Origin of the sequence: Streptomyces sp. N35 (assembly GCF_016464295.1) — a bacterium.
Taxonomy (GTDB): Bacteria; Actinomycetota; Actinomycetes; order Streptomycetales; family Streptomycetaceae; genus Streptomyces.
Map to the genome: position 1 here is coordinate 5,416 of NZ_JAEIMH010000117.1, position 13,476 is coordinate 18,891.

The window sequence follows — 13,476 nt, forward strand, 5'->3', positions numbered from 1 at the left end:
CCGGGCTCCCCCCCCACCACCCCCCCAAACCCCCCCGCCGCGGGTGGCGCGAGCGCAGCCTCGAAGCTGTTCGGTACTGCGCGGGGAATGTCCCCCGTCAGAGGGACTCGGAGGTGGTGCCGAGAGCGGCGGACGCCTCCTGGAGCGGGGTGAGGGCCTGCGGGGGCGTCTCGACATCGTCGCGGCAGGTGAAACCGAGACGGGTCATGGCACGGGAGACCTCACTGGCGGAGAAGTCACGGCGGTCCTGCCGCGTGACGACCGCGCCCACCTGCTTGAGCGGGTAGTGACGGCGGCCGATGAGCACCGAACCGGCCGTGATCGGCTCGGGCTTGATGCCCTTCATCGAGGCGATCACACCGTCTTTGGTGAGGTCGAAGGGGAAACGGGCGATGACGACGCGCATGATGCCTCACAGGTTGGTAAGAGGGTTGCCGCGTGACGGGCTCTAAGTAGAACGGTCCGATGGCGCCGAGCGAAAGCTCTAAGCGGCGCCGGAGGCCGGACGGTCCTGAGACCGGCGCTGTGTCGCCGGCCTCCCGGTGCGTCGGGCCTGAGCCGGGCGGCTGCGCCGCCCCCGGGTCGAGGATGCGGAGCGCTTGGGACGTTCCGCGGGGGCCGGTGCCGCGATGATGACCGGGACACCCGAAGGCGCCTGGGCGCCGGTGATCCGGGTCAGCTCCGCGTCGCCGGACCGTACCTGGGTGGTCTGCGGGGTGATGCCCGCATCGGCCATCAGCCGGCTCATCTGGCGGCGCTGGTCGGGCGTCACCAGGGTGACGACGCTGCCGGACTCACCGGCGCGTGCGGTGCGGCCGCCCCGGTGCAGGTAGTCCTTGTGATCGGTGGGCGGGTCCACGTTCACGACCAGGTCGAGCTGGTCGACGTGGATGCCGCGAGCGGCGACGTTGGTCGCCACGAGGACCGTCACATGACCGTCCTTGAACTGGGCCAGGGTGCGGTTGCGCTGCGGCTGGGACTTGCCGCCGTGCAGCGCGGCCGCACGCACACCGCTGTTCAGCAGGTGCTTGGTCAGCTTGTCGACGGTGTGCTTGGTGTCCAGGAACATGATCACGCGGCCCTCGCGGGCGGCGATCTCCGTCGTCGTCCGGTGCTTGTCAGGACCGGAGACATGCAGGACGTGGTGTTCCATCGTCGTGACGGCGCCCGCGCTCGGGTCCACGGAGTGGACCACCGGGTCGTTCAGGTACGTACGGACGAGGCGGTCGACGTTGCGGTCGAGCGTGGCCGAGAACAGCATCCGCTGACCGCCGGGACGCACCTGGTCGAGCAGCGCGGTGACCTGGGGCATGAAGCCCATGTCGGCCATCTGGTCGGCCTCGTCAAGGACGGTGATGTCGACCTGGTCCAGGCGGCAGTCGCCGCGGTCTATGAGGTCCTTGAGACGGCCCGGGGTCGCGATGACGACCTCGGCACCGCCGCGGAGCGCACCGGCCTGCCGGCCGATCGACATTCCGCCGACGACCGTGGCCAGACGCAGCTTCACCGAGCGGGCGTACGGCGTGAGCGCGTCGGTGACCTGCTGGGCCAGCTCGCGCGTGGGGACCAGGACCAGGGCCAGCGGCTGACGCGGCTGTGCGCGCCGGCCGGCGGTGCGGGACAGCAGGGCGAGGCCGAAGGCGAGGGTCTTGCCCGAGCCGGTGCGGCCGCGGCCCAGGACGTCACGGCCGGCGATGCCGTTCGGCAGCGTGGCCGCCTGGATCGGGAACGGCTCGGTCACACCCTGAGCGCCGAGCGTCGCCAGCATCTGCTCCGGCATGTCGAGGTCGGCGAACGCCTCGACGGCGGGCAGCGCGGGGGTGACGGTCACGGGCAGCGCGAACTCGCCCTGCGGCGCGGGCTTGCGGCGTCCGTTGCCGCCCCGGTTCGGCGCACCGCCGCGGCGGCCGTAGGAGCCGGACCCGGACGACGACCCGTAGGAACCGCCGCCCTTGCTGCCGGCGGAAGAGCCGCTGCGCGTGCGGCTGAAACGTTCATTTGTGCGTGCGCGGTTCAAAGGAACCTCCTTGATACGGCACGTACCAAGGAATTCCCGAAGTGAAGCGAACAGCTCAGGGAATTGCGAGAACGAGCCAGGTTAAATACGTGAATAATTTCGGTCGACGTGCAATTCACAATGGACCGAAATTCTGACAGGCGGGAAATCTCGCCTGGAAAAGCAACGAGCTGGGGCCCGCACGCAAGGTGCGGGCCCCAGCTGTCAACTGCGTGAGCGTCAGGCGGTGACGATGTTCTCCGCCGTCGGGCCCTTCTGGCCCTGAGCGATGTCGAAGGACACCTTCTGGCCTTCCTGGAGCTCACGGAAGCCCTGGGCGGCAATGTTCGAGTAGTGGGCGAAGACGTCGGGGCCGCCGCCGTCCTGCTCGATGAAGCCGAAGCCCTTTTCAGCGTTGAACCACTTCACGGTGCCAGTAGCCATGTCAATTCTCCTTCGGGGCAGTTCCGGACTCCGCACTTTGCGGAACCCGTGTCGCCGCGATGATCAACCCGCCGGAAAATAAATGACCGGACATACGAAAGTGCTCCCAGTGGCCATAGAAGCCTTGGGGGCACTTGAAGTTTTCGGGAACCACAACTGCAACTGACTTCACGATAGCACGACGGGATCGGCCAGGTGCGCAGGTAATTGCCATTCTCACTGCCGCACCAGAAATCTTCCCCGCGCGTTCACGCTAATTCTGTCTCGGCCGGCACACATATGGGGCCCCGTGCGGCACGGGATCACTCCTGCGGCCCGCCTGGCGCGCGGGGCCCGGTCAGCGGTGATCGGCTGGGACCGTGCTCACTCTGCTGCCCGAGAACGCCCGCAGGATCGGTGCCTGGAGCGTGCTCGCTCTGCTGCTCATCGCGCTCAGCGCCGTGGGCATCTGGCTGTGCGTCCACCTCAAGACCGCCGTTGTGCCCGTGCTGCTCGCGCTCCTGGGCACCGCGCTGCTCGGGCCGCTGTACCGGCGGCTGGTGAAGATGAAGGTGCAGAAGTCCCTTGCCGCCGGGTTGACCTGTGCCGCCGTGGTCCTGGTGGTCGGTGGCGCCGGGTACATCGTCGTCAGTGCGCTGATCGAGACCGGGGACCAGATCATCGCCTCGCTCAGGGAGGCGGCGAAGTCCCTTGCCACGCATCTCGGGGCGGCCGGCACCTCGCTCGACGACCTCGCCGCGAACTCCAAGGACCTGCTCTCCAGGTTCGGCAGCACCGCCGCGTCCGGGGTGATCAGCGGGGTCAGCGTGGTGGGCGAGATGATCGCGATGGCCGTGCTCGCGCTGCTCCTCGTGTTCTTCTTCCTGCGCGACTCCGACCGCGCCGTCGCCGCCCTGCACTCGTTCGCCCCGCGCGGCCGGGGCGAGGCCCTGGAGACCATGGCGCGGCGGGCCTTCGAGGCCATCGAGGGGTTCATGCGCGGCACCACCCTGATCGCCCTGATCGACGCGCTCTGCATCACCATCGGGCTGCTGATCCTCCAGGTGCCGGGGGCCGTGGGGCTCGGGGCGCTGGTGTTCGTGGGGGCGTACATCCCCTATCTCGGAGCCTTCATCTCCGGCGCCGTCGCCGTGCTCGTCGCGCTGGCCGACCGGGGGTTCATCATCGGTCTGTGGGCGCTCGGCGTCGTCCTGGCCGTGCAGGTGCTCGAGGGGCATGTGCTGCAGCCGATGATCCAGTCGCGGACCGTGCAGATGCATCCGGCGGTCGTGATGATCGCGATCACCGCGGGCGCCTCGGTCGCGGGGATCCTGGGGATGCTGCTCGCCGTGCCGCTGACGGCGGCCGCGTTCGGCATCTACTCCGAGCTGCGGGAGCAGTACAGCAGGCGGCAGGCCGTCTGACCGGCGTACGGGCAGGCTGTCCGACCGGCCTACGGGTCGGAGTTTCGGCGTACGGGTCAGAGTTTGACCGCCTCGTAGAGCTCGAACCAGATCGACTTGCCCTGGCCCCGCGGGTCCACGCCCCATGCGTCCGCGAGCAGCTCCATCAGGACCAACCCGCGTCCTGACGAGGCGAGTTCACCGGGGCGGCGCTTGTGCGGGAGGTCGTCGCTGGAGTCGGAGACCTCGACGCGCAGCCGGCGCGTGCCGAGCTCGCCGCGGGCCTCGGCGATCAGGAGGGCGTCGCCGTCGGTGTGGACGAGGACGTTGGTGACCATCTCGGAGACGAGGAGCACCGCGGAGTCGACCTGTTCGGGGTCGGCCCAGTCGTGCAGCAGATCGCGCAGCTGCTGGCGGCATTCGGCGATGCGCTGGGGCTCGGGCTGGGCGACCGACAGCATGATGCGGCGCACGGGCGGGTGCACCGGCTCGTCCGCGGCTCCGTGCAGGCTCGGACGGCCGAGCAGGACGACCGCGATGTCGTCCTCGCGGCGGTCGACGAGCGGGCCCGTGGAGTGGTGCGAGGACGGGCCGTGCACGCCCTGGACCAGGGCGTCCGCGAGCTCTTCGAGGTCGTCGCCGCGGTGCTGCTCGAGGATGGGCTGCAGCCGGGTGAAGCCGGTGTACATGTCGTGGCCGCCGGTCTCGATGAGGCCGTCGGTGCAGAGCATCAGGAGCTCGCCGGGCTCGAGGGTGATCGCCGTCGTCGGATAGTCCGCGTCGGGGTCGATGCCGAGCGGGAGCCCGCCCGCGGTGGGCCGGATCATGACCGTGCCGTCGGGGGTGCGCACCACCGGGTCCGGGTGGCCCGCGCGGGCGATCTCCAGATGGCCGGTCGCCGGATCGGCCTCCAGGTACAGACAGGTCGCGAAGCGCGGGTCGGCGGTGCCGCCGGCGTCCGGGCCGCCGGTGGAGCCGTACGTGATCGAGTCGGTGATCCCGTAGAGGAAACGGGAGGCTCGGGAGAGGACCGCGTCGGGGCGGTGACCCTCGGACGCGTACGCGCGCAGGGCGATCCGCAGCTGGCCCATGAGACCGGCCGCCCGTACGTCGTGGCCCTGTACGTCGCCGATGACGAGCGCGATCCGGCCGTTGGGCAGCGGGATCATGTCGTACCAGTCGCCGCCGACCTGGAGCCCGCCGCCGGTCGGGATATAGCGGGCGGCGACCGAGAGGCCGGGTATCTCGGGGCCGAGCGTCGGCAGCATCGAGCGCTGCAGGCCCTCGGTGAGTTCCCGCTCCGTCTCGGCGGCGCCCGCGCGGGACAGGGCCTGGGCGAGCATCCGGGCGACCGTGGTCAGGACCGAGCGCTCGTCGGGCGTGAACGAGACGGGGTGCGCGAAGCCCGCCATCCACGACCCCATCGTGCGGCCCGCGACGGTCAGCGGCAGGAACGCCCAGGACTTGCGGTCGAAGCGCCGTACGAAAGGCCAGGTGGCCGGGTAGCGGGAGCTGTACTCCTCCGGGGTCGAGAGGTAGATCGCCCGGCCCGTGCGGACCACGTCGGCGGCCGGGTACTGGGCGTCCAGCCTGATGTCGCGGAAGGGCTGCTCGTCGTCCTGCGTATGGCCGTGGTGGCCGATGATCGACAGGTGGTCGCCCTGGACGCCGAAGACGGCCAGACCGTTCGGTTCGAAGCCGGGCATGGACAGGCCCGCGGCCACCCGGAGCACCTCGGCGGTCGAACGGGCTTCCGCGAGCGCCCGTCCCGCGTCGAGCAGGAAGGCTTCGCGCGAGCGGCGCCAGTCGCCGGTGACGGGGGTGCGGGCGGAGGCGCCCGGGGGCGGTTCGGTGACCTCCTGGATCGTGCCGATCAGCTTGAAGTGATCGCCCTTGATCAGGGGTTTTGTGCGGCTGCGTATCGTGCGGACGATCTGGCCGCGGTCGTCCATGATCCGCAGGCGGGCCTCGGCGAGAGTGCCTTCGAGTACGGCGAGATTGACCACGCCCTTGATCTCGTTCCAGTCCACCGGATGGAAGCGGGACCGGATCGCGGCCTCCGTGACGGCTATCTGGCCCTCGATCGGGGCCTCGGGCGTACCGAGCGCGAGCAGGCGTGCGGCCTCGGCGTCGAGGGTGACGACTCCGGTCGCGTCGTCCCACTGCCAGAGTCCGGTGGCGACGGCCTCGAGCACGTCCCCGACCGGGGGCAGGCACGCGGCCCGCTCGTCGTCGGGGTCGGTTCGCATTGCCCCAGATTAAGTACGAGCGACCGAAAGGTGCATGTCGCGGGCCGGGGCGGGCAGCGGCCGTGGGCGCCGGAATACCGGGACGGCGCCGTGGACGGTGACGGGTAACCTTGACCGCGTTGATTCCCGCTTGTCTCGCGATGAACGACGCGAACAGAATCCCCGCGGCACCGCCGATGCGCACCGTGCCCGCGAAGAACTGGATGAAGAACATGCACCGGTACCGGTCCCATTCCTGCGGCCAGCTCCGCTCCAGCGACGTCGGGCAGGACGTCCGGCTCAGCGGGTGGCTGCACAATCGGCGCGACCTCGGCGGCATCCTCTTCATCGATCTGCGCGACCACTACGGCATCACCCAGCTCGTCGCCCGCCCCGGCACCCCCGCGTACGAGGCGCTCGACAAGCAGACCAAGGAATCGGTCGTACGGATCGACGGCAAGGTCGTCTCCCGTGGCGCCGACAACGTGAACCCCGAGCTGCCGACCGGTGAGGTCGAGGTCGAGGTCGCCGAGGTGGAGATCCTCGGTGCGGCCGAGCAGCTCCCGTTCCAGATCAACCAGGACGACGGGGTCGGCGAGGAGCGCCGCCTGGAGTACCGCTTCCTGGACCTGCGCCGCGAGCGCATGCACCGCAACATCATGCTGCGCTCCGCCGTCATCGCCTCGATCCGCTCCAAGATGGTCGCGCTCGGCTTCAACGAGATGGCCACCCCGATCCTGACGGCCACCTCGCCCGAGGGCGCCCGCGACTTCGTGGTGCCGTCGCGGCTGAACCCCGGCAAGTTCTACGCGCTGCCGCAGGCCCCGCAGCAGTTCAAGCAGCTGCTCATGATCTCGGGCTTCGACCGCTACTTCCAGATCGCGCCCTGCTTCCGCGACGAGGACGCCCGCGCCGACCGTTCGCCGGGCGAGTTCTACCAGCTCGACGTCGAGATGAGCTTCGTCGAGCAGGAGGACGTCTTCCAGCCGATCGAGAAGCTGATGACCGAGATCTTCACCGAGTTCGGTGGCGGTCGCGAGGTCACCTCCCCCTTCCCGCGGATCCCGTTCCGCGAGTCGATGCTCAAGTACGGCAACGACAAGCCCGACCTGCGTGCCAAGCTCGAACTCGTCGACATCACCGACGTGTTCGAGGGCTCCGAGTTCAAGGCGTTCGCCGGCAAGCACGTGCGTGCGCTGCCCGTGCCGGACACGGCCGGGCAGACCCGTAAGTTCTTCGACGGCCTCGGGGACTACGCGGTCGAGCAGGGCGCCAAGGGTCTGGCCTGGATCCGGGTCGGCGAGGACGGCTCGTTCCAGGGTCCGATCGCCAAGTTCCTCACCGAGGAGAACAACAAGGTCCTCACCGAGCGTCTCGGCCTGGTCGCCGGGCACGCCGTGTTCTTCGGCGCGGGCGAGTTCGACGAGGTCTCCAAGATCATGGGCGCGGTCCGTGTCGAGGCCGCGAAGCGTGCGGGGCACTTCGAGGAGGGCGTCTTCCGGTTCTGCTGGATCGTCGACTTCCCGATGTACGAGAAGGACGAGGAGACCGGAAAGATCGACTTCTCGCACAACCCGTTCTCCATGCCCCAGGGCGGCATGGCCGACCTGGAGGAGAAGGACCCCCTCGACATCCTCGCCTGGCAGTACGACATCGTCTGCAACGGCATCGAGCTGTCGTCCGGTGCGATCCGTAACCACGAGCCCGACATCATGCTCAAGGCGTTCGAGATCGCGGGCTACGACGCGGAGACCGTCGAGCACGAGTTTGCCGGCATGCTGCGGGCTTTCCGCTTCGGCGCCCCGCCGCACGGGGGGATCGCCCCGGGTGTGGACCGTATGGTCATGCTGCTCGCGGACGAGCCGAACATCCGCGAGACCATCGCGTTCCCGCTCAACCAGAACGCGCAGGATCTGATGATGGGAGCGCCGACGGAGTTGGACGAGTCCCGTCTGCGGGAGCTCAACATTTCGTTGCGCAAGCCGGTGGCCAAGAAGGATGCCGAGTAGGGGTTGCTTGTACGCGACGGAGGGCCCGGAACCCTTTGGTTCCGGGCCCTTCGGTGTGGGCGGGGCTGAAAGGTGCGACTAACCGCCCACCGGAGCCCAGTACGCGGCCAGGGCGTAGAGCGTGATCGCGCTGATTGCCGCGACGCCCAGCACCCAGGCGACGACCCGACGCCCCCGGCCTCCCCCGCGCCGTGCCTTCGGCGTCTTGGGCCGGCGTGGTTCGCGTTCCGGGCGGGTGGACGTCGGCGGCTCCGCCGCCGAGGTGAGGTCGGCGAGGAGGCGGCGGCAGGCCGCGGCCAGTTCGGCGGTGCCGGAGGCCAGCGGGACGACCGTCTCGGTGCGGGCCGGCGCCGTGGTGCCGCCGTCGAGGATGAGGCCCGCACGGATCCGGACATCCCCCCGCGTGCCCGCGACACCGAGGCTGATCCACCGCTGGACGTGCTCCCCGCGAATGACCATCCCCCCGTCGCGTTCGCGGTAGATCGTGTGGTGCTGCCAGAGAACTTTCGCCAGATCCTTGGCAGCCGGATACAACTGCGCGCTCAAGGTCCCCCCTATGACGCGTCCCGCATATGCGCTGTGACGTTGTGTGATGTACATGTCGAGCATGGAACCGCCGCACTTTAGCAGCGTGTTCGGCCGGATCCGAGTCACCGGACAACCTGCGCACCACGCCGTCGGCGGGTGGGTGCACGTGCGGTGAGGAGCTGGCCAGAATTCCGCCGGGCGAGGCAACCTGATCGGGGGCCCAACGGGTTGCCTCAGTGTGAGAGACCGAAAAGAACGGCGGGACGGCGATGCGTGGGGGGCGGGGCGAGGAGGACTTCGAGGCGTTCGTCGACGCCCGGGGCCCCCGACTGCTCCGGATGGCCTGGCTGCTGACCGGCGACGCCCATCTCGCCGAGGATCTGCTGCAGACGGTCCTGGCCCGCGTATGGCCCAAGTGGCAGAAGATCGCGGACGATCACCCCGAGGCCTATGTCCGCAAAGCGCTGGTGCATACCCATGCGTCCTGGTGGCGGCGGCGCTGGCGCGGCGAGGTGCCGCACGGCGAACTCCCGGACCGGGCGGCCGCCTTGGACGCGTACGAGGGTGTGGAGCTGGAGCAGTCGCTTGCCGCGGCCGTACGGGCGCTGCCGGTGCGGCAGCGGGCGGTGGTCGTGCTGCGTTACTTCGAGGACCTCAGCGTCGAGGAGACGGCCGCGACGCTGGGCTGTGCGACGGGCACCGTCAAGAGCCAGGCCTCCAAGGCGCTGCGCACGCTGCGGGCCGTGCTGCCCGAGCAGGTGGGGGCGGGTGATGACCGTGGATGACGGGCGTGAGGTGCGGGACCTGCTGGAACGGGCCGTTCCCCGGCTGCCCGCCCCCGACTCCCGGATGCGCCGGGTGCGTGAGCGGGTGGCGCGGCGGCGACGCCGGCGGACGGCCGCGGTGGCGGGCGCCTGTGTCGCGGCCGCGGCGGTACTGGCCGGCACGCTGCTGCCCGGTTCCGGGACGGTGCCCGGACCCGAACTCGTACCGCCTGCGGGCTCGGCCTCGCGGGACCTGCTGCGGCACCCCGAACTCGCCGGGCTCTCCCTGGAGTTGCCCTCGGGCTGGCACGGCCTGACGGTTCTCGAGGACCCCGGCACCAAGACGCGGGCGGTGGCGTACGCGGCACCGCAGCCGCTAGGAAGCGGCCGGGACGTCTGTGCCCGGGACGGGGCCGAGGTGTGCGCGCCCCTGGACCAACTGCCCAAGCGGGGCGGCGCGTTGCTGATCCTTGCCCTGGACAGTACGCCGACGCTGGCCGGCAAGGCGCAGTCGCCGCCGCGCCTGGACCGTATGCCGGCCGACGAGCTGTGCCGCGGACTCGCCGCTTCGCATGAGTTCTACGGGCTGGTCAAGGTACCCGGGCGGACCGACGCCGTCGTCGGCGCGACGCTGTGCGCGAGCGGCGGGCCCGAGGCGGCAGGGCGGTACGCGGAGGTGGTGCGGCGGATGCTCGCGGATGCCCGGTTCGCCAAGTACGCGTCGCCACCGCCGACTTCGGCCGGCTCCGCACCCGTCCAGCACTGACCCGCTTCTCGTCCTCCTGCTTGCCGAAAGGCCGTCATGTCTGCCCGTACCTCCCGCCTGCTCACCGCCGGAACCGCCCTGCTCGCCGCCGGCCTTCTGCTGTCGGGCTGCGGCGAGCCCGCCGCCGAGGACGCCTCGCACAAGAAGTCCGGCATACGGGCGCAGAGCGGCCAGTCCGGACTCTCCGCGCCCAGACCGCAGAACGAACCCGCCCCGCAGCCCCGCGAGATACCCGGCCTCGGCCCCAAGACCCGTGCACAGATACCCGGTTCGGCCCGCCAGGCGATCGTCGTCACCGGCGACGGCCGCGACGAGGGCACGGGTTCGGCCCAGCGGTATCAAAGGGAAGGGGACGACTGGGTGCCGGTCGGTGCGGCCTGGCCCGCCCACAACGCCGTCAAGGGCTGGACCGACCGCCATGTCCAGGGCGATCTCCGCTCTCCCGTCGGGGTGTTCGGCCTCACCGACGCGGGCGGCCACGAGCGCGATCCCGGCACGGAACTCCCGTACGACACGGGCCCGGCCTTCGTCGCCCGCGGCACCAACGTGGAGGGTCAGCCGCTGGGCGACGCCTTCGACTACGTCGTCGCGATCAACTACAACCGCAAGCCCGGCACGACCCCGCTCGACTGGACCCGCCCGCTCGGCATGGGCCGCGGCGGCGGCATCTGGTTCCACGTGGACCACGGAGCGCCTACGCAGGGCTGTGTGACGCTGCCGAAGCCGCGGATGCGGGAGCTGCTGCGGTGGCTGGACGCCGAGAGCGATCCGGTGGTGGTGATGGGGGACGCGGCTTCCCTGGCCCGCTGAGGGCCAACCGAACCCGAACCGGAGCGAGTTCACCCCGACAGCTGACGATGGCGGCGATCCGCCCGAGCGCCGGAGCGGAACGCAGTAGCATCCGGCCGGGGGTGGTCGGATGAACGTGGTGCTGGCGCTCGCGGCCTTCGACAGGGCGCACTTCCAGGTGTCCTCGGCGCAGGAGCGCCCGTCCTTGATGCAGGCAGCGGGCCTCTTCGCGCTGGACTTCTGTGAGCAGGAACTGGGCCAACGGCCTTGGCCTGTCCTGCTGTTCGACGACCAGGCGGTCCGTATACCGCTGCCACGAGGTGAGAGCCCCGAGGTGTGGGCGCGGCGCTGGCTCACCCTGGAGCCCGAAGCGCGAGAGCTGGTCGATGCGCGAGAGCCGCTCGACGCGCGGGAACCGGCTGAAGCGGCGGCGAACGGTCTCGCCCGGGTGAGCAGCCACCTGTTCCACGGCCGGGGACAGCTCGCTCCGTTGCGGCGGGCGGTGGCCGAGGTCCGCGCCGCGACGGACGGGCATCCCACGGTGGTCCTGGTGTTCCTCACGGGGAACCCGCTCGACGCACCGCAGATGCTGGGCGAGCTGCGCGACGCGGCCGGCGACCCGGTCTTCTGGGTGTTCCTCACCACCTCCTGGGATGTTGAGCCCCTGAGCCTCGACGGGTTCGACCCGCCGGGCGCGGGCCCCGGCGCCCCTGCGGACTTCGCTGTGATCCGCACACACGGCTGGAGCCCCTGGGCCAGGCGCCGCAGGGCCCGCGCCATCCGCCGAGCCGTGAGCCGCTGGCTCCGCGGCCTCCCGGTCCAGATCCTGGAACCGCAGGACTCCGCCGAACCGGAACCGGCGGCCGGTCCGCCGGGCGCCGGGGCTTAGGATCCCGCTGATGCCCGAGTGACGTGTGAGGTCAGACCGCCGCGAGGGCTTCGTGCCGGGTCCGGGGAGGACCCGGGTGACCCCGGGGGGCCGGGGCGGGAAAACAGGGGCGGGACAACAGGGGTGGGAACAGATATGCGTATCCGCAGACATGGGTGGAGATCAGCCGCAGGGACGGTGGCCGCCGCGGTCACCGGAGCGATCGGGCTGGGGCTGCTGCCCGGTACCGCGGCCGCGGCGGAGCTGGCGACACCGGGGGACTTCAACGGGGACGGGTACCGCGACTTGGTGCTCGGGGCTCCCTGGATGACGGTCTCCGGGCACGAGAACGCGGGCGCCGTGGTCGTCGTATACGGCGCGAAGGGCGGAATCTCGGCAACGAAGCGTGCGGTGATCACGCAGAACTCGCCCGGCGTGCCCGGCGGGAGCGAGACGTACGACGGCTTCGGCAGCAGCACCGACGTGGCCGACCTGAACCGCGACGGCTACGCCGATCTCGTGGTCGGGACGCCGGGCGAGGACCTGGCGGAAGCCGATGCCGGCATGGTGAGCGTCCTGTGGGGCAGCAGGACCGGGTTGACCAGCGGCGCCGAACTCAAGCAGGCGGCACCCGGCTCGGGCTACTTCGGGCTCGATGTGGCCGCGTTCCGGGGCAGCACGGCGGCGAACAGCATGGTGCTCGGCGGTTCGTGGCAGGGGACGGCCGAGTACAAGGGCCCGTTCGGCCGGACAGGTTCGGTCGGCAACGCGTGGCTCAACCGGGAGACCCCGTCGATCGAATCCGTGGCGCTCGGCGACCTGGACAAGAACGGCGTCCCGGACCGCGTGCTCTTCTCCAGCCGGATCGGGGACGGGGGTGGCCAGGTGTACGTCAACCCTGTGCGCGCGGAAGACCGCCATCTCGCCCGCGGGGACGGCCTGACCGGAGCGGTCGGCGATGTCAACGGCGACGGGTACGGCGACCTCGTCGTCGGTGACCCCGAAGATCCCAGTGGTACCGACGCGGGCGCCGTCGGCGGCAGAGTCTCCGTGTGGTTCGGCTCCGCCAAGGGCATCGCGCCCGACGCGCAGCCCCGGCACATCAGCCAGGACACCTCGGGTGTGCCCGGCGGGGGCGAGCGGGGCGACAACTTCGGCGCTTCCGTGGCGGTGGCCGACCTGAACCGCGACGGTGCGGCCGAGATCATCGTCGGAGCGCCGGGTGAGGCGATCGGCAAGGTCTACAGCGCGGGGAACGTGACGGTCATCCCGGGCGTGCGCAGCGGTGCGCTGGGCGCCGGATCCTACGGGTTCAGCCAGGACACCTCCTCGGTGCCGGGCGGCTCGGAGCTGGAGGACCTGTTCGGCACCACCGTCGGCGCGGGGGACCTGAACGGTGACGGACGGCCCGAACTGATCGTCACCGCCTCGGGGGAGAACGGCCACCAGGGCGCCGTCTGGATGCTCCCCGGGGGCTCGGCCCGCCCGACCGGAACAGGGAGCAAGATGTTCCTGCCCTCGGCCCTGGGCATCAAGCAGTCGGACCCGGTCATGCTGGGCGGAAGAGGGCTCCTGGACGTGATCTAGTACGCCGTCCAGCACGCCGTCAGATCCGCCTGGGCGCGTACGAACGAAGGGGCCGGGGGGGCCCACGCCCTCCCCGGCCCCCCCCCTCCGCCCGGCGGAGGGGGGGGGTCCCCCC

12 protein-coding genes are annotated in these 13,476 nt (G+C 70.7%); 7 read left to right on the forward strand and 5 right to left on the reverse strand.

Annotated features, from left to right (window positions below):
- Positions 1-97: 97 nt before the first annotated feature.
- From JAO81_RS38130 to JAO81_RS38140, 3 genes are all read right to left on the reverse strand, one after another.
- Positions 98-406, reverse strand: coding sequence for an SCO5918 family protein (locus tag JAO81_RS38130; RefSeq protein WP_199552591.1), 309 nt, complete (start codon positions 404-406; stop codon positions 98-100).
- A 78-nt stretch (positions 407-484) separates the two neighbouring features.
- Positions 485-2,017: a DEAD/DEAH box helicase gene (locus JAO81_RS38135; protein WP_199552592.1), complete on the reverse strand. Its 1,533-nt coding sequence runs from the start codon at positions 2,015-2,017 to the stop codon at positions 485-487.
- A 219-nt stretch (positions 2,018-2,236) separates the two neighbouring features.
- On the reverse strand, positions 2,237-2,440 hold the full coding sequence (locus JAO81_RS38140; protein WP_020113641.1) for a cold-shock protein: 204 nt from the start codon (positions 2,438-2,440) through the stop codon (positions 2,237-2,239).
- A 359-nt stretch (positions 2,441-2,799) separates the two neighbouring features.
- Between JAO81_RS38140 and JAO81_RS38145 the strand changes: the two genes are divergently transcribed.
- Positions 2,800-3,843 carry an AI-2E family transporter gene (locus tag JAO81_RS38145; protein WP_199552593.1) on the forward strand — a complete coding sequence of 348 codons (1,044 nt, stop codon included), beginning with the start codon at positions 2,800-2,802 and terminating at the stop codon, positions 3,841-3,843.
- Positions 3,844-3,899: 56 nt separating this feature from the next.
- Here the strand turns inward: JAO81_RS38145 and JAO81_RS38150 are convergent, their stop codons facing one another.
- Positions 3,900-6,071, reverse strand: coding sequence for a SpoIIE family protein phosphatase (locus JAO81_RS38150; protein WP_199552594.1), 2,172 nt, complete (start codon positions 6,069-6,071; stop codon positions 3,900-3,902).
- Positions 6,072-6,283: 212 nt separating this feature from the next.
- Here JAO81_RS38150 and aspS point away from each other — a divergent pair, with 212 nt between their 5' ends.
- On the forward strand, positions 6,284-8,059 hold the full coding sequence (aspS, locus tag JAO81_RS38155) for an aspartate--tRNA ligase (RefSeq protein ID WP_199552602.1): 1,776 nt from the start codon (positions 6,284-6,286) through the stop codon (positions 8,057-8,059).
- A 78-nt stretch (positions 8,060-8,137) separates the two neighbouring features.
- On the opposite strand, the gene JAO81_RS43160 is transcribed toward aspS, so the two are convergent.
- Complete coding sequence (locus tag JAO81_RS43160; protein ID WP_233416510.1) at positions 8,138-8,605, reverse strand: hypothetical protein; 468 nt, start codon at positions 8,603-8,605, stop codon at positions 8,138-8,140.
- Between the two features lie 251 nt (positions 8,606-8,856).
- Here JAO81_RS43160 and JAO81_RS38165 point away from each other — a divergent pair, with 251 nt between their 5' ends.
- The 5 genes from JAO81_RS38165 (at position 8,857) to JAO81_RS38185 (ending at position 13,361) form a co-directional block, all read left to right on the forward strand.
- Positions 8,857-9,372: a SigE family RNA polymerase sigma factor gene (locus JAO81_RS38165; protein ID WP_199552595.1), complete on the forward strand. Its 516-nt coding sequence runs from the start codon at positions 8,857-8,859 to the stop codon at positions 9,370-9,372.
- Positions 9,359-10,117, forward strand: a complete 759-nt coding sequence (locus JAO81_RS38170) for a hypothetical protein (protein ID WP_199552596.1) — start codon at positions 9,359-9,361, stop codon at positions 10,115-10,117. Before JAO81_RS38165 ends, JAO81_RS38170 begins: the two co-directional genes overlap by 14 nt.
- Before the next feature lie 36 nt (positions 10,118-10,153).
- Positions 10,154-10,927: a L,D-transpeptidase family protein gene (locus JAO81_RS38175; RefSeq protein WP_199552597.1), complete on the forward strand. Its 774-nt coding sequence runs from the start codon at positions 10,154-10,156 to the stop codon at positions 10,925-10,927.
- A 109-nt stretch (positions 10,928-11,036) separates the two neighbouring features.
- Entirely contained in the window at positions 11,037-11,795 is a 759-nt protein-coding gene (locus tag JAO81_RS38180) for a hypothetical protein (protein WP_199552598.1), read from the forward strand.
- A 135-nt stretch (positions 11,796-11,930) separates the two neighbouring features.
- Positions 11,931-13,361, forward strand: a complete 1,431-nt coding sequence (locus JAO81_RS38185) for an FG-GAP-like repeat-containing protein (protein WP_199552599.1) — start codon at positions 11,931-11,933, stop codon at positions 13,359-13,361.
- Positions 13,362-13,476: the final 115 nt, after the last annotated feature.